Raw genomic sequence first — 24,540 nt, forward strand, 5'->3', positions numbered from 1 at the left:
GAAAAACACTATGAGCGCAAAAGTCTGGCTGGTGGGTGCGGGTCCTGGCGATCCGGAATTGTTGACCCTCAAAGCTGTTCGGGCGTTGAGAGAGGCGGATGTGGTGCTGATCGATGACCTGGTCAACGACGCGGTGCTGGAGCATTGCCCGCAGGCGCGGATCATTCCTGTGGGCAAGCGCGGCGGCTGTCGTTCCACGCCTCAGGCGTTCATTCATCGCCTGATGCTGCGTTATTCCCGCCACGGCAAATGCGTGGTGCGGCTCAAGGGTGGCGACCCGTGCATTTTTGGCCGGGGCGGCGAAGAAGCGCAGTGGCTGCGTGAACATGGAGTTGAAGTCGAACTGGTCAACGGCATCACTGCCGGGCTTGCCGGTGCAACGCAATGCGATATTCCGTTGACCCTGCGGGGTGTTGCGCGTGGCGTGACGCTGGTCACCGCCCACACTCAAGATGGCAGCAGCCTGAACTGGCAAGCCTTGGCCCAAAGTGGCACGACGCTGGTGGTGTATATGGGTGTCGCAAAACTGAGCGAGATTCGTGAGCAGTTGCTCGCAGGAGGAATGACGGCGGAGACACCGGTGGCGATGATTGAAAACGCTTCCCTGCCACACCAACGGGAATGTCGGAGCGACCTGACAGCAATGGAAGAAGATGCCTACAGCTTCGAACTCAAAAGCCCGGCGATCCTGGTGATCGGTGCCGTGGCAGCCTGTGCGAAAGTGTCCATTCTGGAACATGGCTTGCCCGAGACAGCGCTCAATCAGTCAGCCTGACTCTCCCCCCGCTCCAACCCTGCCCTGACCAAATCGCAGACAAAGAAAAGCCCGGCCTAAGCCGGGCTTTTCTCAGAGCTGCGGGCTAATTACTTAGCTTGAGCTTCAACCTGCGCTTCTACGCGACGGTTTACAGCACGACCAGCGTCAGTTGCGTTGTCAGCAACTGGGCGGGATTCGCCGTAGCCAACAGACTGAACGCGGGACGATTCAACACCGTACTGGTTGGTCAGAACTTGCTTAACGGCGTTTGCACGACGCTCGGACAGTTTCTGGTTGTAAGCGTCAGGACCGACGGAGTCAGTGTGACCTTCAACAGAAGTGGTGGTGGATGGATACTGCTTCATGAAGTCAGCGAGGTTTTTGATGTCGCCGTAGCTGTTAGGCTTGACTACCGACTTGTCGAAGTCGAACTTCACGTCCAGCTCAACACGAACAACTTCAGCAACTGCTGGGCAGCCATCAGCGTCAACAGTTACGTTGGCTGGGGTGTCCGGGCACTTGTCAACGTTGTCGCACACGCCATCGTTGTCGCTGTCGGAGCAGACTTCAGCTGGTGCTGGAACTGGAGCAGCAGCAGGCTTGGAGCCGCCACCGAAGTTCACACCGATACCGACGCTTGGAGCCCACTCGGTGTCGCCCTGGTCGATGTTGTATTGAGCTTCAACGCCAGCACGGGCGTAGAAGTTCTCGGTGAAGTACAGCTTGGCACCGCCGCCAACGTTGGCGAAGGTGGAACGGTCACGACCGCCGGAGCCGTTCTGACCGATGCTTTGATCGGAGAAACCAGCCGAAACGTACGGACGCAGCATGTCGCCCGGGTTGTTGAAGTGGTACAGAGCGTCCAGAGCGGTGTTAGCGCCCTTGATGTTACGACCGTCGTCGGAACGAACGTTATGCACTTCGTCGTAAGCCAGACGCAGTTCAACGTCGTCGGTCAGGAAGTAACCAACCGAACCACCGAACAGGTTGCCGTCGTTCTTGAAGTTACGAGCGCTGTCGAATTGTTCTTTCTTGGCGAAGCCTTCGATTTCAACTGCGCCTTGGCCTTGTGCCAGAGCGCCGAACGAAGTGGCAGCAATAAGAGAACCAATGGCCAAGCCCAAGGTGTTTTTCAGTTTCATCCGTTAAATCCCCATCTGGTGATTGTGAAGCAGTCCCGCAAACCGGGGGACAACTCGGCGGCAAGTCTATCAGAACTTGCCTACACGTAAGAGATATTTGCGCCGAACTAAGTTTCAGCAATACCTGCAAATTTCTCACGCAATTTATCTAGAGCGCGTTTGTAACGCATTTTTGTAGCACTCAAACCCATGTGCATGATGTCTGCGATCTCCTGAAACTCCAGCTCTGCGACAAAGCGTAGCACCAGAATTTCACGGTCAATCGGGTTCACATACACCAGCCAGCGATCGAGTCCACCCTTGTCCTCGGGTTTCGGCGCCTTTTCTTCAGACGCTTCCTCCAGGGGGTCCAGACTCAAAGCATCCATCAAGCGACGCTTTCGCCGTTCCTTCCGATACTGCGTGATGCATTCGTTGTACGTGATGCTATATAGCCATGTCTTGAACTTCGATTTCCCCTCGAAGTTCTTCAAGCCATACAACACCTTCAACATCACTTCCTGACAGACATCATCTGCATCACGATCGTTCCCAAGATACCGCGCACAGACGTTAAATAATGTTCGTTGGTAACGCCGCATCAGTTCTTCATAGGCGCGCGTTACGTGAAACAGCTCGGTATGCGAGCGCGCGACCAACTCCTCATCAGAGAGCTCGCGGGGGTCGTAGCGCGTGGAGAGCGATTGAGCTTTATTCAAAACAAGTCGGGCCGACAGTCAGGTCAATGTCCGCCGCAATCCTTTCAGGACATTTTGCGGCGGCATACATTAGCAGGGTTTGCCGGGTTAACGGCTACTCACATGCTGCTCCAGGAGGATCCGATTAGAGAGAGAGACTAGCTCACCCTCATCGGTCAGCAATGTGGTTTTAACCGTGCCGATCTCTTCGATCTGACCTTCGACCTCGCCAACACGCACTTGTTGCCCAATCTGATACAACTCTCTCACATAGATTCCCGCAAGAATCTGACCGGCTATTTCCCGGCTTCCCAACCCCATGGCCAGCGCAACCGCCAGACCAACGGTAATCAATACGATGACAATCACATGGTTAAGCAGGTCAGTTTTGACCTCCAACTGGCTGATTGCGACCGAAATACTGATGATAATCACTAGGCCCTGGGCAATTCTCCCCAGGCCCGCGGCGTAATCAAGCCCTACACCCTCCGCCGCACCACGCACCAGCCCATTGGCCAGTTGCGCGAGCAAAACACCCACCAGCAGCACCAGCGCGGCGCCGAAGACTTTCGGCAAATACAGCGCAAGCATATCCAGCGTAGCTGAAACTCGCTCAAGTCCAAGGGATTCTGCGGCAGAAACCAAAAATATCAGCAGAACGAACCAATAGACGATCTTGCCGATCAGCGTCGAGATCGGCACTTGCAGACCGGCGCGCGACAGCAATTTGGTCAGACCGGTGCCGCCCATCAGGCGATCAAGGCCCAGCTTGGCGAGCAACTTGGACAGCAAAGTATCCAAAAGTTTCGCCACGACAAAACCCAACAGCAGCACAACCAGTGCGCCGAACAGGTTCGGGATGAAATTTGCAACCTTGGTCCATAACGCAGTCATTGCAGTGACGAGGCTCTGAGTCCAGAGATCAAGTTCCATATTCAATCAGCCTTATCAGCAGTGCGAACGGTAGATTTACGGTGACGGGAAACCGGCGAGACATGGGCCGATCCGTTATTCAGGGCGATCATCAGCGCGGGCAACCAGCGGCCCAGCAGGCTGAACAGATCACCGGCGCCGACCTGGCGGTTGGCGGTTTTCAGTACACGGCCAAGGCACGCATCGTCGTCCCGAGTGGACGGTGATGCCTTGAGCATGTCACGCAAAGACTGTTCAAACGGATCGTGCATACGCACCTCTCGTGATGTCTGTGAAAGACGCGATCAAATTTGGTCTGGTCACATGGCTCATCTTCAGACCCAGCGCAAACGTCGGAATAACCACCACTGACCGAGTGCCACCGAGATCATCATCAGGCAGGCAATCAGGAAGCCATACGGACTTTCCGAGAACGGAATGCCGCCGACGTTGATACCCAACAGGCCGGTCAGAAAACTCATCGGCAAAAAGATCCCGGTGATGATCCCGAAACGGTACATCGTGCGATTCATTCGCACGCTCAAACGTCTATCTTCGGCCTCGAGGACCAGGCCCACCCGCTCCCGGGTCAATTCCAGCTCCTCAAGGTACCGGGTCAGGCTGTTGTTCAATTCGTTCCAGTAATCGCCATCATCTTCGACGAACCAGGGCAGTTTTATCCGCGTCAGCTGACCGAAAATTTCCCGCTGCGGAGCGAGAAACCGCTTCAACGCAGCAGCCCTGCGGCGGATCTGTAAAACGGCTCCGTGCTCGGGTGTATACCGTTCGTCGGCATCCAGCTTTTCTTCTTCCTCATCGACCACTTCCGAGAGGCCGCTGACTAGATCCTGCACCTTATTGGTGAGGTACTGAGCCATATAAAGGATGAGTTCGGAGGCCGTTTTCGGCCCTTTGCCTTCACCGAGTTGCACCAGCAACTCATCGGTGGCGCGCAACGGACGCAAACGCAGGGAAATCACTCGCTGGGCCGAGGCGAAGATGCGCACCGACACCATGTCTTCCGGCTCGGCACCCGGGTTCAGGTTGACCCCACGCAAAAATAGCAGCAGTTCGCTGTCGGAAAGCTGTAAAAGACGCGGACGGGTGTTTTCTTCGAGCAGCAGGTCACAGCTGAATTCGCTCAGACCACTGGATTTGCGCAGCCACGTGCGGGTTTGCGGGTGACTGCGATCCCAGTGCAGCCACAGGCTTTCATGGGGCTGCATCTGCAAGTCATCGAGTTCAGTCCGGGCTATCGAACGCGCACCGCCTTTACCATCCAGCACCAGGGCATGCACCAGCCCCCACTGCGCGTTTTCTTCCTCGAACATCCTCATCCCTTTGTTGAACCGCTATTTATTCAGGCATCTTCAGCGGGCTTGGCGAGATGATCACACCGTTGTTGTCCGCATAAATGTAATGGCCGGGGTGGAACGTCACACCCGCAAAGGTCACGGCAACGTTGAGATCGCCAATGCCGCGCTTGTCGGTTTTCATCGGATGGCTGGCCAGGGCCTGAACACCCAGGTCGGTTTGCGCGATGACGTCGACGTCGCGGATGCAACCGTAGATCACCAGCCCTTCCCAACCGTTTTTCGCAGCTTTCTCGGCCAGCAGGTCGCCCAGCAATGCGCGACGCAAGGAGCCGCCACCGTCGACCACCAGCACCTTGCCCTCACCGTTGAGCTCGACTTGTTCCTTGACCAGCGAGTTATCTTCGAAGCACTTGATGGTCACGATTTCGCCGCCGAAGGAATCATGGCCGCCGAAATTGCTGAACATCGGTTCCAGCACCTGCACCAGCTCCGGATAGGCGTCGCACAGGTCAGGCGTGAGGTAATGGTTCATCGAGAAACTCCTGTAAAGAGAAAGGCACGAACATCACCGATATCTCAGTGACTGAAATGACCAGAACAGCTCAATGCGTCATATCTTAGCCGCAAGCAGATCATAGCGAAATGCCCTTGATAGAGCATCAGGCTGAGATCGCTTGGGCCAAATCCGCTTTTTCACCCAGCAATGGCGTCTGCTGATCCACCAGCCAGCGGGCTACCAATGGCCAGACTTCAATCTGCGCGGCTTTGCTGACGAGCATTTCCACGTGACCGAAATTGTCGCCAAAGTCCTGCTCACGACCCAGGTTGATGAATTGCTTGTGTTCGCTACCCACCTGATCGAACAGCTTGCGACAGGCCCATGTCGGGTCTTGATGGTCGCCCGCTGCGCTGACCGCCAGCACTGGCGACTTGACCTCCGCCAACCCGGCCCACCAATCCTTGTCGGCGTCGCCAAAGCGCCCGAACAGGCCGTACCAGCGCATGCTTTCCAGGGCCAGGCCAATCGGCTCGTCCTCCGGGCCGCGCTTGAGCCGGGAACCGGACAGCTGGGCAAAACGCTTGAGAATGAAGCGCCCGCTCCACTCCACCGGCGGAATTTTCAACGGCCAGTAGGTGCGGCTGACTTGCGCACCAAAGAACGCCGCAGACGCCACGACAGGCTCGCCGATGTACTCGCCACCCAACGCCGCGGCCAGGGTAATGCCACCCAGCGAGTGACCGATCCAGTGCGGAACCTGACCGCTTTGTTCACGCACGAACGCGCCAATGGCTGGCAGATCGTATCGAGCGTAGTCGCTGACACGGTTTTTGCGGTAGTCGTGGTTGCGCTGGGACAGACCATGACCGCGCATTTCCGGAACCCATACATCGAATCCCAAACGCGTCAGATAGGCGCCCAAGCCCAGCCCCTTGGGGGAAAACCAGAACCGGCGATTTGAAAAGCTGCCATGCAGCAAAATGACCGGAACGCCGCGCGTGTCCGAGCCATCCGCCATGCCCAAGCGTGTCACGGCCAGCTCGACAGTACCGTCAGGGCTGTTGCCGGGTTTCAAACGATAGACGTCTTCGCTCAGATCACCGCGCCGCTCGGCGCTGATCAGGGCGACAGGAAATAGGTTGCTGCTGCTTTGCATAATGCTCTTGCACAAAAAAGGGCGGCTTCCAGAGGAGCCCGCCCTACTTGAATCTAAAAACCCCGGCCCACTGCAAGGGCCAAGGTTTCACTCACCTATCAGGCCGGAGCCTGACCTTCAGCCAGGAAGAACCAGGTTTCCAGTACGGAATCGGGGTTCAACGAAACGCTTTCGATGCCCTGTTCCATCAGCCACTTGGCCAGATCAGGGTGGTCCGAAGGACCCTGTCCGCAAATACCGATGTACTTGCCAGCCTTGTTGCACGCGGCAATGGCGTTCGCCAGCAGCTTCTTGACCGCAGGATTACGCTCGTCGAACAAGTGAGCGATGATCCCGGAGTCACGGTCCAGGCCCAAGGTCAGCTGGGTCAGGTCGTTGGAGCCGATGGAGAATCCGTCGAAGAACTCAAGGAACTCTTCGGCCAGAATGGCGTTGGACGGCAGTTCGCACATCATGATGATGCGCAGACCGTTTTCGCCACGCTTCAGACCGTTCTCTGCCAACAGGTCGATAACCTGGCTGGCTTCGCCAAGCGTACGGACGAACGGCACCATGATTTCGACGTTGGTCAGGCCCATCTCGTTGCGCACGCGCTTGAGGGCACGGCATTCGAGTTCGAAGCAGTCACGGAACGATTCGCTGATGTAACGCGAGGCGCCACGGAAGCCCAGCATCGGGTTCTCTTCTTCCGGCTCGTAGAGCTTGCCGCCGATCAGGTTCGCGTATTCGTTGGACTTGAAGTCCGACAGCCGCACGATGACCTTTTTCGGCGTAAACGCAGCGGCCAGGGTGCTGATGCCTTCAACCAGTTTCTCGACGTAGAAACCGACCGGATCGTCGTAGCCGGCAATGCGCTTGTCGACGCTGTCCTTGATGTCCTGCGGCAGCCCGGCGTAGTTCAACAGCGCCTTGGGGTGCACGCCGATCATGCGGTTGATGATGAATTCCAGGCGGGCCAGGCCCACACCGGCGTTCGGCAGCTGCGCGAAGTCGAATGCACGATCCGGGTTGCCGACGTTCATCATGATCTTGAACGGCAGATCAGGCATGGCGTCCACGGAGTTTTTCTTGATGTCAAAGCCCAGCTCACCTTCGAAGATGTAACCGGTGTCGCCTTCAGCGCAGGAAACGGTCACGCCCTGGCCGTCTTTCAACAGCTGGGTGGCGTTGCCGCAACCGACCACGGCCGGGATGCCCAGCTCGCGAGCGATGATCGCCGCGTGGCAGGTACGACCGCCACGGTTGGTGACGATGGCGCTGGCGCGCTTCATGACCGGTTCCCAGTCCGGGTCGGTCATGTCGGAGACCAGAACGTCGCCTGGCTGGACTTTGTCCATCTCGGACACGTCCTTGATGATGCGGACCTTGCCGGCGCCGATGCGCTGGCCGATGGCGCGACCTTCAACCAGCACGGTGCCGGTTTCTTTCAACAGGTAACGTTCCATGACGTTGGCCTGGGTGCGGCTCTTCACGGTTTCAGGACGGGCCTGAACGATGTAGAGCTTGCCGTCGTCGCCGTCTTTGGCCCATTCGATGTCCATCGGGCACTTGTAGTGCTTTTCGATGATCATCGCTTGCTTGGCCAGTTCGCTGACTTCGGCGTCGCTCAGGCAGAAACGGGCGCGATCAGCCTTGTCCACGTCGATGGTCTTGACCGATTTACCGGCCGTGGCGACTTCGCCGTAGATCATCTTGATGGCTTTGCTGCCCAGGTTGCGACGCAGGATCGCCGGACGACCGGCTTCCAGCGTACCTTTGTGGACGTAGAACTCATCCGGGTTCACCGCGCCTTGTACGACGGTTTCACCCAGGCCGTAGGCGCCGGTGATGAACACCACGTCACGGAAGCCCGATTCGGTATCGAGGGTGAACATCACGCCGGCGGTGCCGGTTTCGGAGCGGACCATGCGCTGCACGCCAGCCGACAGGGCAACCAGCTTGTGGTCGAAGCCCTGGTGCACGCGGTAGGAGATCGCGCGGTCGTTGAACAGTGAAGCGAACACCTCTTTGGCGGCACGAATGACGTTTTCGACACCACGGATGTTCAGGAAGGTTTCCTGCTGACCGGCAAAGGAAGCGTCCGGCAGGTCTTCGGCGGTAGCGGAAGAGCGCACGGCCACGGCCATGTCAGGGTTGCCGGCCGACAGCGTGGCGAACGCGGTGCGGATCTCGGCGTTGAGCTTCTCGGGGAATTCGGCTTCCATGATCCATTGACGGATCTGGGCGCCGGTCTTGGCCAGGGCATTGACATCGTCGACGTCCAGGGCGTCGAGGGCGGCATGGATCTGATCGTTCAGGCCGCTCAGCTCGAGAAAATCACGATAAGCCTGAGCTGTCGTGGCGAAGCCACCGGGCACCGATACACCGGCACCTGCAAGGTTACTGATCATCTCGCCCAGGGATGCGTTCTTGCCCCCTACGTGCTCTACATCATGGACGCCGAGCTTATCGAGGGAAACTACGTACTCTACCAAGGTGATCTCTCCACTAACTGTGTTGGAAAAGCTCAGAAGCCGGCTGCTCTAAGGAGCGTTTGCCAGCTGTATGGCCTGGACCTGGAAAATAAGTGAGAATGCGGGCCACTGGCGGCCGGCAAATCGCGCCTATCATATCCAAGATTCGTAACTAGCTTAAGGCCCAAGGTGCAAATGAAACGATCTGCTTTCTTTATTTCCGACGGCACCGGCATCACAGCCGAGACCCTCGGCCAAAGCCTCCTGGCGCAGTTCGAAAACATTACCTTCAGCAAATTCACGCGGCCATACATCGACAACGCGGATAAAGCGCGGGCCATGGTACAACAAATCAACAAAGCCGCCGAAACCGACGGCTTTCGGCCGATCATCTTCGACACCATTGTCAACCAGGACATCCGTGAGATCCTCGCAACGTCCAATGGTTTCATGATCGACATTTTCTCGACCTTCCTGGCCCCTCTCGAACAGGAATTGACCGAGCATTCTTCCTACACTGTCGGCAAGTCCCACTCGATTGGCAGCAACTCCAATTACATGGAGCGCATCGAGGCGGTCAACTTCGCCCTCGACAACGACGACGGTGCGCGCACGCATTATTACGACAAGGCGGACTTGATTCTAGTGGGCGTGTCGCGTTGTGGTAAGACGCCGACGTGCCTGTACATGGCCATGCAATTCGGCATCCGCGCGGCCAACTATCCGCTGACCGAAGACGACATGGAACGCCTGCAATTGCCAGCAACCCTGCGTGCCCACCAGCACAAACTGTTCGGCCTGACCATCGACCCGGACCGCCTCACCGCGATCCGCAACGAACGCAAACCCAACAGCCGCTATTCGAGCTACGCCCAGTGCGAATTCGAAGTGCGCGAGGTGGAGAACCTGTTTCGTCGCGAGAACATCCCGCACATCAATTCCACGCATTTTTCGGTGGAAGAGATCTCGGCGAAGATCCTTGTGGAGAAAGGTGTGGAGCGGCGGTTCAAGTAGTTTTTTGGCGACAGGCACACCGCTATCGTCGGAACGCCGCCCGGAGCAAGCCCGCTTCCACAGGGACCTTCAGTGGACACGACATTTGTGTACGACGGAAATCCCCTGTGGGAGCGAGCCTGCTCGCGAAGAACGATTACACGGTTTCAGTTAATGCCCCCGCCAACGCTTCAAACCCTTGAAGCAATAACCGATCATCCCCCGCCGAATTACACACACTCGCCCTGATGAACTGCGGCACCGCCCCATGCCCGACCGCAAACGCCTCGACGGTAGCGATCAGATAATTATTCTCCTTGAGCTCCGCCGCAATCTGCGACGCCCGCCACGGTTCGGGGACTTCGATCCAGAAGTGCGGGCTATTGGGATGGGTTTTGTACGCCAAACCCTCCAACAACCCACTGACCAACGCCTTGCGCCGACTGATCTCAACAATCTGCTGTCCCAGCAACTGCTCGGCAATTCCGTTTTCTATCCACAGGCTCGCCACCTCCAGCGCCAGCGGGCTGGCCATCCAGCACGTCCCGCGCACGGCTGCGCTCAAGCGACCGACCAACGGTTGCGGCGCATGCAGATACCCGACCCGCAAGCCAGCCGATACCGCCTTGCTCAGGCTGCCGATCAGCACCGATCGCTCCGGTGCCAAATGGCTGAGCGGTAACGGGCGCTGTTGCGCCAATACGGCATGGGCTTCGTCTTCGAAAATCAATAAATTGTGCTGCCGACACAATTCGGCGATCGCCTCGCGTCGTGCGACCGACATCACCGCCGCCGTAGGATTCTGGATCGTCGGCGTGCAATACAGCGCGGACACACGATGCTGACGGCAAATGTCCTCCAGCGCCGACGGCAATAGTCCTTCGTCATCCATCGGCGCACCGATGAGTTTTATCCCCAGCAGGCGTGCGACGCTGATCAGTCCCGGGTAGGTCAAGTGTTCGGTCACCACGGTATCGCCAGCCTTGAGTAACCCCATCAAGGCACATAACAGGCCGTGCTGGCCGCCATCCACGCAAACGATCTGATCGGCGTTCGGAGCGAACTCTTTGTGCCGCAGCCAGTGAGCGCCAGCCGTACGGTAGCGCAGCAATCCGGCCTCGGCGGTGTAGCCGCTGATGTGCTGCAAGGATTCAGAATCAAGGGACAACGCTTGCAGGCTCTGGCTCAAAAAGACCGCCTCCTGCCCCGGTATCGGTTGGTTGCGGCTCATGTCAAAAAACGCCTGCGGCTCATCGCTGACGTTGCGAAAACCAGCGTCGCGCGGGCGTTCCATCCCGCGCTGACGCACATAAGTGCCGTCTCCTACACGAGCGACCACTAATCCCACACGCTCCAGTTCGCCATATGCGCGACTGATGGTGCCAATGGTGACGCCCAGGCTGTCGGCCAGTAATCGATGCGGTGGCAATTTACTGCCCGGCTCGATCAGACCCTCGGCGATGCCTTTTTCCACAGCAGTGGCGAGGCGTTTGTACTTCACGCCCAAGCCATTGGCGAGGCCGTCGCGCAGGATTGACACCATGGCAATACTTACTTTGACAGTCATTAACGTCCCGAATAGCGTGCTGTAAACAGGTTCAATCAGGAATAGACCTATTCAACGAACAGGTCAATTCAGACGACAGGAGTTCGATCATGTCCATCGCCATCAGTACGTCTTCAAGCGTTCGAAAACCCTGGTTGGCCGCACTGGTCACCAGCATGTTGTTTCTGATCGTTTGCCTGAGCTGGGGCACGACGTGGCTGGGGATAAAAATTGCCGTTGAAAGCGTGCCGCCACTGACCGCCGCCGGCCTGAGGTTCCTGATCGCCTTCCCGCTGTTCCTCAGCTTCGCCCTGTTGCGCCGCGAGCCACTGCTGTTTCCCAAGGAAAATCGCTGGTTTTTTGTGTTCGTCACGCTGTCGTATTTCAGCCTGCCGTACTACTTGCTCAACTACGGGGAGATGCACGTTTCGTCCGGTCTGACGGCGCTGCTGTTCAGCTGCATGCCGGTGTTCATCCTGATGTTTTCTGCGCTGTTCCTGCGAGAGAAAATCTACCCCTCGCAAGTACTCGGCATCGCCATCGGCTTCGCCAGTCTGTTCATGATTATCCGCAGCCAGGGATTGCATCTGGACCATGCCGAATTGTTCGGAGTGCTGGCGATCCTTTGCGCGGCCGTGATGCATGCGTTGTGTTACGTGGTGACCAAGAAGCACGGCAGCACTATCAGTGTGATCACCTACAACACACTGCCGATCGGCATCGCCGGGTTGATGCTGTTTGGCGCGGGGTTGAGCATTGAGGCGCCGGCGTTCTCTGACATTACCGCGCGGTCGTGGAGTGCCCTGCTCTATTTGGGACTGGTGGCGTCGGTGGGTGGATTTATCGTTTACTTTTTGCTGCTCAAACGGCTGAGTCCGATCATTCTGTCGTTCGTGTTCATCATTTTCCCGGTGTTCGCGGTCGTCATCGGCGCCTGGTACGAAGGGCAAGCCCTGTCCCGGGAACTGATGGTGTATTCCGCCATTTTGCTAACGGGGTTTGCCATCACCAAATTGCCAGTGGGAAAGTGGTTCAAAGGCTGAACGGCAACCCCGCAGAACGCCGTCAGATCACAAACAAATCCACAAACCGATTCACCGGTGTCGCTTCCAGCGCAGCCTGATCCTTGCACAAGGCAAAAATCTCGGCGCTGCGCTGGACGGTGAAGCGCGTCGCGAGGTTGGCCTTGAACTTGTCTTCCAGCAACGGGATGCCATCGGTGCGGCGCCGACGATGGCCGATCGGGTATTCCACCGCCACGTTCTCAGTGCTGGAACCATCCTTGAAGAACACCTGAATCGCATTGGCGATGGAGCGCTTGTCGGCTTCCAGGTATTCGCGGGTGTAGCGCGGCTCTTCGACGATGACCATTTTTTCGCGCAGCACATCGATGATCGGATGCGCCGCGTGGAAGTCGTCCTCGTACTGCTCGGCCACCAGATTGCCGAACGCCAGCGGCACGGCGGTCATGTACTGAATGCAGTGATCACGATCCGCGGCGTTGGCCAGCGGGCCGACCTTGGAGATGATGCGGATCGCCGATTGGTGAGTCGTGATGACGATTTTGGCGATTTCGTGCAGACGATTTCTGACCTGCGGGTGCAGGGCCACTGCCGCTTCGCAAGCGGTTTGCGCGTGGAATTCGGCGGGGAAGCTGATCTTGAACAGTACGTTTTCCATCACGTAGCTGCCGTACGGCCGGGAGAAGCTGAACGTGCGTTTGTCTCCAGGCTTGAGCGCGAGATTGTTGTTGGTGTGGCTGAACAACACGTCGTAGAAGCCCCATTGTTTGGCGGTCAATACGCCGGGGACGCCCATTTCGCCACGCATTGCGATGTCCGCCAAACGCACGCCACGGCTGGACGCGTCGCCTGCGGCCCAGGATTTTCGTGACCCGGCATTCGGTGCATGGCGGTAAGTGCGCAACGCTTGTCCGTCGGCAAAAGCGTGGGATAACGCTGACAGCAGTTGCTCGCGATTGGCGCCCATGAGCTTGGCGGTGACAGCGGTCGAGGCGACTTTCACCAGGATCACGTGATCGAGGCCTACACGATTGAAGGAATTTTCCAGCGCGATGACGCCTTGAATCTCGTGGGCCATGATCATGGCTTCGAGCACGGCGCGAAGGGTCAGCGGTGCGTCACCGTTGGCCAGGCGTTTTTGCGACAGATAGTCGGCCACCGCGAGTATGCCGCCAAGATTATCGGACGGATGGCCCCATTCGGCCGCGAGCCAGGTGTCGTTGTAGTCGAGCCAGCGAACGATGCAGCCGATGTCCCACGCAGCCTTGACCGGGTCGAGGCGATAACGGGTGCCTGGGACGCGCGCGCCGAACGGGACGACGGTGCCTTCGACCATGGGACCCAGGTGTTTGGTGCATTCGGGGAAGCGCAGGGCCAGCAGGCCACAGCCCAACGTGTCCATCAGGCAGTTGCGCGCGGTGTCGAGGGCTTCGGCGGATTGGATCTTGAAATTGAGGACGTAGTCGGCAATGTCCTGCAGGACCGTGTCGTAGTCGGGGCGGTTGTTCTGGTCGACGTTGGTGCTCATGTTCGATTCACTCTTGAAGTGGTTCGTTGATGGGACCTCGGTTCAGGGTAAATCTCAGTCAGTTACAAGACTCTTATTTTGGTAATGCCATCAAAACTGTGGGAGCGAGCCTGCTCGCGATGGCGGTGTTTCAGTCGACATCAATGCTGGATGTCAGTCCGTCATCGCGAGCAGGCTCGCTCCCACAGTGGTTTGGCGTGTGGTTTAGAACGAATCGCCCGGCACGCGAACAAACCCTTCCATCAACACCCGCGCACTGCGGCTCATGATGGCTTTGTTCACGGTCCATTCACCGTTCACCTGGCTGGCTTCAGCACCCACGCGCAACGTGCCGGACGGATGCCCGAAGCGCACGGCATTGCGCTCGATGCCGCCCGCCGCGAGGTTCACCAGCGTGCCGGAAATCGCCGCCGCCGTACCGATAGCCACCGCCGCCGTGCCCATCATCGCGTGGTGCAATTTGCCCATGGACAGCGCCCGCACCAGCAGATCGACATCACCCGCCGCAATCGCTTTGCCACTCGAAGCAACGTAGTCCGCAGGCTTGGCCACAAAGGCAACCTTAGGCGTGTGCTGACGCTTGGCCGCTTCGTCCAGATCCTTGATCAGGCCCATGCGCAATGCGCCGTAAGCCCGAATGGTTTCAAACATCAGCAACGCTTTCGGGTCGCTGTTGATCGCGCCTTGCAACTCGGTACCGGTGTAACCGATGTCCTCAGCGTTGACGAAGATGGTCGGGATGCCGGCATTGATCATGGTCGCCTTGAAGGTTCCGACACCGGGCACTTCCAGATCATCCACCAGGTTGCCGGTAGGGAACATCGAACCCCCTTCACCCTCTTCGTCCGCCGCCGGGTCCATGAATTCGACCTGCACTTCAGCGGCCGGAAAGGTCACGCCGTCGAGTTCGAAATCGCCGGTTTCCTGCACTTCACCGTTGGTGATTGGCACGTGGGCGATGATGGTCTTGCCGATGTTGGCCTGCCACACGCGAACCACGGCAACGCCGTTCTGCGGAATGCGGCTGGCGTCCACCAAACCATTGCTGATGGCAAACGAACCGACCGCCGCCGACAGGTTGCCGCAGTTGCCGCTCCAATCGACGAAAGGCTTGTCGATGGACACCTGACCGAATAAATAGTCGACGTCGTGATCGGCCTTGGTGCTTTTCGACAGGATCACGGTTTTGCTGGTGCTGGAGGTCGCGCCGCCCATGCCGTCGATTTGTTTGTCGTACGGGTCGGGACTGCCAATCACGCGCAGCAACAAAGCATCGCGCGCCGGGCCTGGAACCTGTGCAGCTTCCGGCAGGTCCTTCAGGCTGAAGAACACGCCTTTGCTGGTGCCGCCGCGCATGTAGGTGGCGGCGATTTTGATTTGAGGTGCGTGAGCCATAGTGTTCCCTATAAGCAGACACGGGACTTAAAGTCCCGTGCCCGCACAGCGTGTGTTAAACGGCAACCGCCGATTCTTCGAGGAAGTCCTGAGCGAAGCGTTGCAGCACGCCGCCGGCTTCATAGATCGACACTTCTTCGGCGGTGTCGAGGCGGCAGGTCACTGGCACTTCGACGCGTTCGCCGTTCTTGCGGTTGATCACCAGCGTCAGCTCGGCACGCGGGGTGCGCTCACCGATCACGTCGTAGGTTTCGCTGCCATCGATGGCCAGGGTGTGGCGGTCGGTGCCCGGTTTGAACTCCAGCGGCAACACGCCCATGCCCACCAGATTGGTGCGGTGAATGCGCTCGAAGCCTTCGGCTGCAATCGCTTCCACACCCGCCAGACGCACGCCTTTGGCCGCCCAGTCGCGGGACGAACCCTGACCGTAGTCGGCGCCGGCGATGATGATCAGCGGCTGCTTGCGTTCCATGTAGGTTTCGATGGCTTCCCACATGCGCATCACTTTGCCTTCCGGCTCGACGCGAGCCAGCGAACCCTGTTTGACCTTGCCGTTTTCCTGAACCATTTCGTTGAACAGTTTCGGGTTGGCGAAGGTTGCGCGCTGCGCAGTCAAATGATCACCCCTATGAGTCGCGTAAGAGTTGAAGTCCTCTTCCGGCAAGCCCATTTTCGCCAGGTATTCGCCGGCGGCGCTGTCGAGCATGATGGCGTTCGATGGCGACAAGTGATCGGTGGTGATGTTGTCCGGCAGCACTGCCAATGGGCGCATACCCTTGAGCGGACGAGCCCCGGCCAGCGCGCCTTCCCAGTACGGCGGACGGCGGATGTAGGTGCTCATCTCGCGCCAGTCGTACAGCGGCGTGACTTTCGGACCAGTGTCTTCATGGATGGCGAACATCGGGATGTAGACCTGACGGAACTGCTCAGGTTTGACCGATGCCTTGACCACTGCGTCGATTTCTTCGTCGCTCGGCCAGATGTCTTTCAGGCGGATTTCCTTGCCCTCGGTGTCCAGACCCAGCACATCTTTTTCGATATCGAAACGGATGGTGCCGGCGATCGCGTAAGCAACCACCAACGGCGGCGAAGCGAGGAAGGCGTTTTTGGCGTACGGGTGAATCCGGCCGTCGAAGTTGCGGTTGCCCGACAGCACAGCGGTGGCGTACAGGTCACGGTCGATGATCTCTTGCTGGATCACCGGGTCCAGCGCGCCGGACATGCCGTTGCAAGTGGTGCAGGCGAAGGCGACGATGCCGAAACCGAGTTGCTCCAGTTCGCTGGTGAGGCCGGCCTCGTCGAGGTACAACGCGACGGTTTTCGAACCCGGTGCCAGGGACGATTTGACCCAAGGCTTGCGGGTCAATCCGAGCTTGTTGGCATTGCGCGCCAGCAGGCCGGCGGCGATGACGTTGCGCGGGTTGCTGGTGTTGGTGCAGCTGGTAATCGCAGCGATGATCACTGCGCCGTCCGGCATCTGGCCGGGCACTTCGGTCCACTGACCGGAGATGCCTTGGGCGGCGAGATCCGAGGTCGCAACGCGAGCGTGCGGGTTGCTCGGGCCGGCCATGTTGCGCACTACCGAAGACAGGTTGAAGGTCAACCCGCGCTCATATTGTGCATTCTTCAAACTGTCAGCCCAGAGGCCGGTCTGCTTGGCGTAGCTCTCGACCAACTGCACCTGCTCGTCTTCACGGCCGGTGAGTTTCAGATAGTCGATGGTTTGCTGGTCGATGTAGAACATCGCCGCGGTGGCGCCGTATTCCGGGGCCATGTTGGAGATGGTCGCACGGTCGCCGAGGGTCAGCTTTGATGCACCTTCGCCGAAGAATTCCAGCCATGCGCCAACGACTTTCTGTTTGCGCAGGAACTCGGTCAGCGCCAGCACCATGTCGGTGGCGGTGATGCCCGGTTGCAGCTTGCCGGTCAGTTCGACGCCAACGCTTTCCGGCAGTCGCATCCACGACGCACGGCCAAGCATCACGCTTTCCGCTTCCAGGCCGCCGACACCGATGGCGATCACGCCCAGTGCATCGACGTGCGGGGTGTGGCTGTCGGTGCCGACGCAGGTGTCGGGGAACGCCACGCCGTCGCGCACCTGGATCACCGGAGACATTTTCTCCAGGTTGATCTGGTGCATGATGCCGTTGCCCGGCGGGATCACGTCGACGTTCTTGAACGCCTTCTTGGTCCAGTTGATGAAGTGGAAACGGTCTTCGTTGCGACGGTCTTCGATGGCGCGGTTCTTCTCGAACGCCTCCGGATCGAAGCCACCGCGCTCGACGGCCAGGGAGTGGTCGACGATCAGTTGCGTCGGCACCACCGGATTCACTTGCGCCGGGTCGCCACCTTGCAAGGCGATGGCGTCGCGCAGGCCGGCGAGGTCGACCAGCGCGGTCTGGCCGAGAATGTCGTGGCACACCACACGTGCCGGGAACCACGGGAAGTCGAGGTCGCGCTTGCGCTCGATGAATTGCTTCAGGGAATCGATGAGCGTGGCCGGGTCGCAGCGACGCACCAGGTTTTCCGCCAGCACGCGGGAGGTGTACGGCAGAGTGTCGTAGGCGCCGGGCTGGATGGCTTCGACAGCCGCACGGACGTCGAAGTAATCCAGATGGCTGCCGGGCAGCGGTTTGCGGAATTCAGTGTTCATCGTCAGGACTCGGTCACGGTAATTTCAGAAGGTGGGGCACCCGGCGCGGACTTGAAGTAAACACATTCCACTGTGGGAGCGAGCCTGCTCGCGATAGCGGTGTATCAGTCGACATTGATGTTGAATGTCAGTCCGTCATCGCGAGCAGGCTCGCTCCCACAGGGTTTCCGGTTCCTTCAGTAACCAGCGTCAGTGCCCTCCCGGTCAGCGTTGTTCGATTGGCACGAACTTGCGCTGTTCGACGCCGACGTACTCGGCGCTCGGGCGGATGATGCGGTTGTTGGCACGCTGTTCAAACACATGCGCTGCCCAGCCGGTCAGGCGCGAGCAGACGAAAATCGGCGTGAACAACTTGGTCGGAATGCCCATGAAGTGGTACGTCGACGCATGGTAGAAGTCGGCGTTCGGGAACAGTTTCTTCTGTTCCCACATGGTCTTGTCGATGGCTTCGGAAACCGGGAACAGCACCGTGTCACCCACTTCGTCGGCAAGTTTTTTCGACCAGCCCTTGATCACCTCGTTGCGCGGGTCGTTGTCCTTATAGATCGCGTGACCGAAGCCCATGATCTTGTCCTTGCGCTCGAGCATGCCGAGGGTGCCTTTGATCGCCTCTTCCGGCGAGCTGAAGCGCTCGATCATTTCCATTGCCGCTTCGTTGGCGCCGCCATGCAGCGGACCACGCAGCGAACCAATGGCCGCCGTGACGCAGGAATACATGTCCGACAGGGTCGAAGCGCAAACCCGTGCGGTGAACGTCGAGGCGTTGAACTCGTGTTCCGCGTAGAGGATCAGCGAAACGTTCATCACTTTGACGTGCAACTCGCTCGGCTTCTTGTCGTGCAGCAGGTGCAGGAAGTGGCCGCCGATGGATTGTTCGTCGCTCACGCAGCTGATGCGCTTGCCGTCATGGCTGAAGCGATACCAGTAGCACATGATCGCCGGGAACGCGGCCAGCAGACGGTCAGTCACGTCGTGTTGTTCGGAGAAGTCTTTCTCCGGTTCGATGTTGCCCAGGAACGAGCAACCGGTGCGCATCACGTCCATCGGGTGGGCGTCGGCGGGGATGCGTTCCAGCACTTCTTTCAGCGCTTGCGGCAGGTCGCGCAGCTTGCTCAGTTTGCTGATGTAAGCGGCGAGTTGGGTGTTGGTCGGCAGTTCACCGTAAAGCAGCAGGTAGGCCACTTCTTCGAACTGTGCGTCAGCCGCCAGTTCACGAACGTCGTAGCCGCGATAGGTCAGGCCTGCGCCCGACTGACCCACGGTGGACAGTGCGGTTTGCCCGGCAACCTGGCCACGGAGCCCGGCGCCACTGAGTACTTTTGCTTCGGCCATTGCTGTCTCCAATCTTGAATTTGTTAGGGAATCTGCAAGTTGTAGGAGTCGCGACTTACTTCTTCGCGGCAAACAACGCATCGAGCTTCTGCTCGAAGGTGTGGTAGTCGATGCGATCGTAAAGCTCCATGCGGGTCTGCATGGTATCGATGACGTTCTGTTGCGTACCGTCGCGGCGGATCGCGGTGTAGACGTTTTCCGCAGCCTTGTTCATGGCACGGAACGCGGACAATGGGTATAGCACCAGGGACACATCGGCGGCGGCGAGTTGCTCGGTGGTGTACAGCGGCGTCGCGCCGAATTCGGTGATGTTGGCCAGAATCGGGGCTTTCACGCGGCTGGCGAACAGCTTGTACATGTCCAGTTCGGTGATGGCTTCCGGGAAGATCATGTCGGCGCCGGCCTCGATGCACGCGGCGGCGCGATCCAAAGCGGATTCCAGACCTTCCACTGCGAGGGCGTCGGTACGGGCCATGATCACGAAGCTGTCATCGGTGCGCGCATCAACAGCAGCCTTGATCCGATCGACCATTTCCTGCAGGGACACGATCTCTTTATTAGGACGGTGACCGCAGCGCTTGGCGCCGACCTGGTCTTCGATGTGAATCGCCGCCGCGCCGAACTTGATCATCGACTTGACGGTACGGGCCACGTTGAACGCCGAGGAACCGAAACCGGTGTCCACGTCCACCAACAGCGGCAGGTCGCAAACGTCGGTAATGCGGCGCACGTCGGTCAGCACGTCATCCAGGCCGGTGATGCCCAGGTCCGGCACGCCGAGGGAGCCGGCAGCCACCCCGCCACCAGACAGGTAAATAGCCTTGAAACCGGCGCGCTTGGCCAGCAGCGCGTGGTTGGCGTTGATCGCGCCGACCACTTGCAGCGGATGTTCGCTGGCGACCGCATCGCGGAAACGCTGGCCTGGAGTGCTCTTGTTCAAACTCATGACTCACCTCGTTCAGTGGCTGTCTTATTAGCGCCGTCCTGATAGTGACGGGCGATATTGCGTTTGGAGGCGCCGATGTGGCGGCGCATCAACAACTCGGCCAGTTCACCGTCACGGTCGGCGATGGCATCGAGAATTCGGTGGTGCTCGGCAAACGCCTGACGCGGACGATTGGGCGTGGTGGAAAACTGGATGCGGTACATGCGCACCAATTGATAGAGCTCGCCGCAGAGCATCTGGGTCAGGGTGCGGTTGCCGCTGCCCTGGATGATTCGGTAATGAAAGTCGAAATCGCCTTCCTGCTGGTAGTAACCGACACCGGCCTGGAACGCGGCGTCGCGCTCATGGGTTTCGAGGACCCGGCGCAGTTCGTCGATTTCTTCGAGGGTCATGCGCTCGGCCGCCAGACGGCAGGCCATGCCTTCGAGGGATTCGCGGATTTCGTAGAGTTCCAGCAGCTCGGCATGGCTCAACGAAACCACCCGCGCCCCGACGTGCGGTACGCGAACCAGCAGGCGCTGGCCTTCCAGACGGTGGATCGCCTCACGCAGCGGCCCGCGGCTGATGCCATAAGTGCGCGCCAGTTCCGGCTCGGAGATCTTGCTGCCCGGGGCGATCTCGCCCTTGACGATGGCCGCCTGAATACGCCGGAAGACATTCTCGGAAAGCGTCTCCGAATCGTCTTGCGCAATGACCGGGGGATCGAGTTGATCCAGCATATTGTCGACACCTTGAAAGCTGATGCCGAAAAAACTAACGAATACAGGCCTTTTAGTCAAAGGATAATTAGGTATTGTCGACAATCGTCTAATAACCGACTGCACCATAACGACGCAGCATCATTGTTTATAGCCGCCTGCCAGCGGTGGCGCCACAAAACCACCGTGCTAGAATGCCGCCCGCATTTGTCTGTGACATCTGCACGGCTTGTCATAAACAGTTGATAGGCATACGAGGGAGCTTGCGCAGCGATGCCAGGGCCTTGAATCGAAACACGGACCGCCGCGCACCAGGATTTATGAGACTCAAGCCCTTCCCCGTATTCCTTTATTTACTTTGCCTGCCCGGTGTCGCCGCGGCGGGGGAAAAGACCGTATACGGCCTCAATGAATACGCTTCCCTGAACGGCATCGACCTTGAAGTTGCTGCCAAACTCGACACCGGGGCGAAAACCGCCTCTTTAAGCGCCCGTGACATCAAACGCTTCAAACGCAATGGCGAGTCCTGGGTGCGCTTCTATCTGGCCATCGACGCTGCGCACTCGCACCCGATCGAACGGCCACTGGCCCGCGTCAGCAAGATCAAACGCCGGGCCGGCGACTACGACCCGGACGAAGGCAAGAAGTACACCGCCCGTCCGGTGATCGAGCTGAATATCTGCATGGGTTCGGCTTTACGCAGTATCGAAGTGAACTTGACCGACCGCAGCGCCTTCCAATACCCGCTCCTGATCGGCTCCGAAGCGCTGAAACGCTTCGATGCGCTGGTCGACCCCAGCCTTAAATACGCTGCTGGCAAACCCGCCTGCGCCACCGACGCACATACCGCAGAGTAATTCCAATGCGCTCTCTTACCCTCCACCTGAAATTCCTGATCGCCATCTTGGTGGTGCTGGGTATTTCAGTCACGGCCTATCAGATCTTCGTGCTCGGCATCCCTGTGACCGAAGACGCCACCGACGATTTGTGGAACATCGACGCCAAAGTCGAGTTCGTCGCCAGTACCAAGGACCCGGTCAAGATCCAGATGTTCGTGCCGCCGCTGAGCCGCGATTACGTCAGCCTCAACGAGAGCTTCATTTCCAATAACTACGGCGTGGCCGTGAACCGTGTCGACGGCAACCGCAAAGTCACCTGGTCGGCACGTCGGGCCAAGGGCAATCAAACGCTTTATTACCGCCTGGTATTGACCAAGCGCTACACCGGTGAGAAATCCAAGGTCAAAGGGCCGACCTTCCGCGACAGCATCGCCGTCGAAGGCGCGGAAAAAGTCGCCGCCGAAGCCCTGCTCGCACCGATCCGCCAGCACTCGGCCGACGTCGAAACCTTCATCGGCGAAGCCATCAAACGTGTCAACAATCTCAACGACGACAACGTGAAACTGCTGCTGGGCGGCGATCCGTCCCCCGGGCACAAGGCAAAAATCGTCGAATTGGTGCTGTCCATCGCGCACGTGCCGGTGGAAAAGGTCCACACCATTCGTCTGGTAGCCGACCAGCCGCAAATGCCGGAGCTCTGGCTGCGCAGTTTCAACGGCACCGACTGGCTGTACTTCAACCCGGAAACCGGTGAACAGGGCCTGCCGACCGACCGCCTGCTGTGGTGGACCGGCGACGAAAACCTGATCACCGTCGATGGCGGCAAGAAAGCCAACGTGACCTTCAGCCTGAACAACAGCGAAATGAACGCGATTCGCCTGGCCAAGCTGACCGACGAAAACACCGACGCCAACTTCCTCGAATACTCGCTGTACGGCCTGCCGCTGCAAACCCAGCAGACCTTCATGATCATGGTGATGATCCCGATCGGCGTGCTGGTGATCCTGATCCTGCGCAACCTGATCGGCATTCAGACCCTCGGTACGTTTACCCCGGTGCTGATCGCCCTGGCATTCCGGGAAACCCAGCTCGGCTTCGGCATCATGCTGTTTACGGTCATCACGGCGCTGGGCCTGTCGCTACGCTCCTATCTTGAACACTTGAAGCTGCAAATGCTGCCGAGGCTGTCGGTGGTGCTGACGTTCGTGGTGGTACTGATCGCGGCGATCAGCCTGTTCAGCCATAAGCTCGGTCTGGAACGCGGGTTGTCGGTGGCGCTGTTCCCGATGGTGATTCTGACCATGACCATCGAACGCCTGTCGATTACCTGGGAAGAACGCGGTTCCGGCCACGCCATGAAAGTGGCGATCGGTACACTGTTCGCCGCGGCCCTGGCGCACCTGATCATGAGCGTGCCGGAGCTGGTGTACTTCGTGTTCACCTTCCCGGCGATCCTGTTGATACTGGTGGGGTTCATGCTGGCGATGGGACGTTATCGCGGCTACCGCCTGACCGAACTGGTGCGTTTCAAGGCTTTCCTGAAGAAGGCTGACGTCTGATGTTCGGCTTCTGGAAGACCTGGAAGGCCCTGGAAGCCCGGGGCATCATGGGGATCAATCGGCGCAACGCGGACTACGTGCTCAAGTACAACAAGCGCAGCCTGTACCCGATCGTCGATGACAAGATCATCACCAAAGAGCGCGCCATTGCCGCCGGCATTCATGTGCCAGAGCTGTATGGCGTGATCTCCACCGAGAAAGAAATCGACAACCTCGACGCCATCATCGGCGGGCGCAACGACTTCGTGATCAAACCGGCCCAGGGCGCTGGCGGTGACGGCATCATTGTGATTGCCGACCGTTTTGAGGGCCGCTATCGCACGGTGTCCGGCAAGATCATCAGCCATGAGGAAATCGAGCACCATATCTCCAGCATCCTGACCGGCCTCTACTCCCTGGGCGGTCACCGGGATCGGGCGCTGATCGAGTACCGCGTGACCCCGGACCAGATCTTCAAGAGCATCAGTTACGAAGGCGTGCCGGACATCCGGATTATCGTGCTGATGGGCTACCCGGTCATGGCCATGCTGCGGCTGCCCACCCGCCAGTCCGGCGGCAAGGCCAACCTGCACCAGGGCGCCATCGGCGTCGGTGTAGACCTCGCCACCGGCCTGACCCTGCGCGGCACGTGGCTGAACAACATCATCACCAAACACCCGGACACCACCAACGCGGTGGATGGCGTGCAACTGCCCTACTGGGATGGTTTCATGAAACTCGCCGCGGGCTGTTATGAGCTGTGCGGGCTGGGTTATATCGGTGTCGACATGGTCCTGGACCAGGAGAAAGGGCCGCTGATTCTTGAGCTCAACGCCCGGCCTGGGTTGAACATTCAGATTGCCAATGATTGCGGGCTGACGTTGCGCACCCATGCGGTTGAAGCGCGGCTGGAAGAGTTGAAGGCTCGCGGGGTTGTTGAGACGGTGCAGGAACGGGTTGAGTTTGTTCAGGAAATGTTTGGGCATATTCCTGCGGTTGAGGGCTGATCCCCCCGCATTGATCGTTCCCACGCTCCGCGTGGTAACGCCGCCACGGACGCTCTGCGTCCGCCTGTGACGCAGAGCGTCACGGGATGCATTCCCACGCGGAGCGTGGGAACGATCAATGGCCGCCAATC

21 protein-coding genes are annotated in these 24,540 nt (G+C 58.9%); 6 read left to right on the top strand and 15 right to left on the bottom strand.

The annotated features are described in order from the left end of the window. Nucleotides 1-10: 10 nt before the first annotated feature. Nucleotides 11-775 (top strand): uroporphyrinogen-III C-methyltransferase, encoded by a 765-nt coding sequence (cobA, locus tag FQ185_RS27570; RefSeq protein ID WP_149420187.1) that lies wholly within the window; start codon nt 11-13, stop codon nt 773-775. Between the two features lie 89 nt (nt 776-864). On the opposite strand, the gene FQ185_RS27575 is transcribed toward cobA, so the two are convergent. The 8 genes from FQ185_RS27575 to ppsA form a co-directional block, all read right to left on the bottom strand. After that, the gene (locus FQ185_RS27575; RefSeq protein WP_149420188.1) at nt 865-1,899 is read right to left on the bottom strand and encodes an OmpA family protein; all 1,035 of its coding nucleotides are present in this window, start codon (nt 1,897-1,899) and stop codon (nt 865-867) included. 107 nt (nt 1,900-2,006) lie between these two features. After that, nucleotides 2,007-2,597 (bottom strand): RNA polymerase sigma factor SigX, encoded by a 591-nt coding sequence (gene sigX, locus FQ185_RS27580; RefSeq protein WP_008146300.1) that lies wholly within the window; start codon nt 2,595-2,597, stop codon nt 2,007-2,009. Nucleotides 2,598-2,684: 87 nt separating this feature from the next. Continuing rightward, nucleotides 2,685-3,509, bottom strand: coding sequence for a mechanosensitive ion channel domain-containing protein (locus tag FQ185_RS27585; protein WP_149420189.1), 825 nt, complete (start codon nt 3,507-3,509; stop codon nt 2,685-2,687). A gap of 2 nt (nt 3,510-3,511) precedes the next feature. After that, nucleotides 3,512-3,760 (bottom strand): CrfX protein, encoded by a 249-nt coding sequence (locus tag FQ185_RS27590; protein ID WP_149420190.1) that lies wholly within the window; start codon nt 3,758-3,760, stop codon nt 3,512-3,514. A 63-nt stretch (nt 3,761-3,823) separates the two neighbouring features. After that, nucleotides 3,824-4,819 (bottom strand): zinc transporter ZntB, encoded by a 996-nt coding sequence (locus FQ185_RS27595; RefSeq protein ID WP_149420191.1) that lies wholly within the window; start codon nt 4,817-4,819, stop codon nt 3,824-3,826. 25 nt (nt 4,820-4,844) lie between these two features. Continuing rightward, complete coding sequence (gene rraA / locus FQ185_RS27600) at nt 4,845-5,336, bottom strand: ribonuclease E activity regulator RraA (RefSeq protein ID WP_149420192.1); 492 nt, start codon at nt 5,334-5,336, stop codon at nt 4,845-4,847. A gap of 127 nt (nt 5,337-5,463) precedes the next feature. Next, complete coding sequence (locus FQ185_RS27605; protein WP_149420193.1) at nt 5,464-6,459, bottom strand: alpha/beta fold hydrolase; 996 nt, start codon at nt 6,457-6,459, stop codon at nt 5,464-5,466. Nucleotides 6,460-6,557: 98 nt separating this feature from the next. After that, complete coding sequence (gene ppsA / locus FQ185_RS27610) at nt 6,558-8,933, bottom strand: phosphoenolpyruvate synthase (protein WP_149420194.1); 2,376 nt, start codon at nt 8,931-8,933, stop codon at nt 6,558-6,560. Between the two features lie 174 nt (nt 8,934-9,107). On the opposite strand from ppsA, the gene FQ185_RS27615 reads away from it, so the two are divergent. After that, a complete protein-coding gene (locus FQ185_RS27615) occupies nt 9,108-9,926 on the top strand; it encodes a pyruvate, water dikinase regulatory protein (protein ID WP_074875012.1) in 819 nt (272 codons plus the stop codon). A 136-nt stretch (nt 9,927-10,062) separates the two neighbouring features. On the opposite strand, the gene FQ185_RS27620 is transcribed toward FQ185_RS27615, so the two are convergent. Continuing rightward, nucleotides 10,063-11,472 (bottom strand): PLP-dependent aminotransferase family protein, encoded by a 1,410-nt coding sequence (locus FQ185_RS27620; RefSeq protein WP_149420195.1) that lies wholly within the window; start codon nt 11,470-11,472, stop codon nt 10,063-10,065. Nucleotides 11,473-11,606: 134 nt separating this feature from the next. On the opposite strand from FQ185_RS27620, the gene FQ185_RS27625 reads away from it, so the two are divergent. Continuing rightward, the gene (locus tag FQ185_RS27625) at nt 11,607-12,494 is read left to right on the top strand and encodes a DMT family transporter (protein WP_178113615.1); all 888 of its coding nucleotides are present in this window, start codon (nt 11,607-11,609) and stop codon (nt 12,492-12,494) included. Nucleotides 12,495-12,516: 22 nt separating this feature from the next. On the opposite strand, the gene prpD is transcribed toward FQ185_RS27625, so the two are convergent. The 6 genes from prpD to FQ185_RS27660 all read right to left on the bottom strand — a co-directional run bounded on the left by prpD (nt 12,517) and on the right by FQ185_RS27660 (nt 21,043). Then, entirely contained in the window at nt 12,517-14,001 is a 1,485-nt protein-coding gene (gene prpD / locus FQ185_RS27630; protein WP_149420197.1) for a 2-methylcitrate dehydratase, read from the bottom strand. Between the two features lie 204 nt (nt 14,002-14,205). Beyond that, complete coding sequence (prpF, locus tag FQ185_RS27640) at nt 14,206-15,396, bottom strand: 2-methylaconitate cis-trans isomerase PrpF (protein WP_149420199.1); 1,191 nt, start codon at nt 15,394-15,396, stop codon at nt 14,206-14,208. Between the two features lie 55 nt (nt 15,397-15,451). Further along, nucleotides 15,452-18,049 (bottom strand): Fe/S-dependent 2-methylisocitrate dehydratase AcnD, encoded by a 2,598-nt coding sequence (gene acnD, locus FQ185_RS27645; RefSeq protein ID WP_149420200.1) that lies wholly within the window; start codon nt 18,047-18,049, stop codon nt 15,452-15,454. A gap of 204 nt (nt 18,050-18,253) precedes the next feature. Beyond that, nucleotides 18,254-19,381 carry a 2-methylcitrate synthase gene (gene prpC, locus FQ185_RS27650; RefSeq protein WP_149420201.1) on the bottom strand — a complete coding sequence of 376 codons (1,128 nt, stop codon included), beginning with the start codon at nt 19,379-19,381 and terminating at the stop codon, nt 18,254-18,256. Nucleotides 19,382-19,436: 55 nt separating this feature from the next. Next, a complete protein-coding gene (gene prpB / locus FQ185_RS27655) occupies nt 19,437-20,327 on the bottom strand; it encodes a methylisocitrate lyase (protein WP_149420202.1) in 891 nt (296 codons plus the stop codon). After that, nucleotides 20,324-21,043: a GntR family transcriptional regulator gene (locus FQ185_RS27660; RefSeq protein WP_178113616.1), complete on the bottom strand. Its 720-nt coding sequence runs from the start codon at nt 21,041-21,043 to the stop codon at nt 20,324-20,326. The genes prpB and FQ185_RS27660 overlap by 4 nt, the downstream gene beginning before the upstream one ends. A 302-nt stretch (nt 21,044-21,345) precedes the next feature. On the opposite strand from FQ185_RS27660, the gene FQ185_RS27665 reads away from it, so the two are divergent. From FQ185_RS27665 to FQ185_RS27675, 3 genes are read left to right on the top strand one after another with little or no spacing between them, the layout of a single operon-like run. After that, nucleotides 21,346-21,882, top strand: a complete 537-nt coding sequence (locus tag FQ185_RS27665; RefSeq protein ID WP_149420204.1) for an ATP-dependent zinc protease — start codon at nt 21,346-21,348, stop codon at nt 21,880-21,882. 5 nt (nt 21,883-21,887) lie between these two features. Then, the gene (locus FQ185_RS27670) at nt 21,888-23,423 is read left to right on the top strand and encodes an inactive transglutaminase family protein (protein WP_149420205.1); all 1,536 of its coding nucleotides are present in this window, start codon (nt 21,888-21,890) and stop codon (nt 23,421-23,423) included. Then, nucleotides 23,423-24,409 (top strand): alpha-L-glutamate ligase-like protein, encoded by a 987-nt coding sequence (locus tag FQ185_RS27675; protein ID WP_149420206.1) that lies wholly within the window; start codon nt 23,423-23,425, stop codon nt 24,407-24,409. The genes FQ185_RS27670 and FQ185_RS27675 overlap by 1 nt, the downstream gene beginning before the upstream one ends. Nucleotides 24,410-24,540: the final 131 nt, after the last annotated feature.

This window comes from Pseudomonas sp. ANT_H12B, assembly GCF_008369325.1.
Classification (GTDB): Bacteria; Pseudomonadota; Gammaproteobacteria; order Pseudomonadales; family Pseudomonadaceae; genus Aquipseudomonas.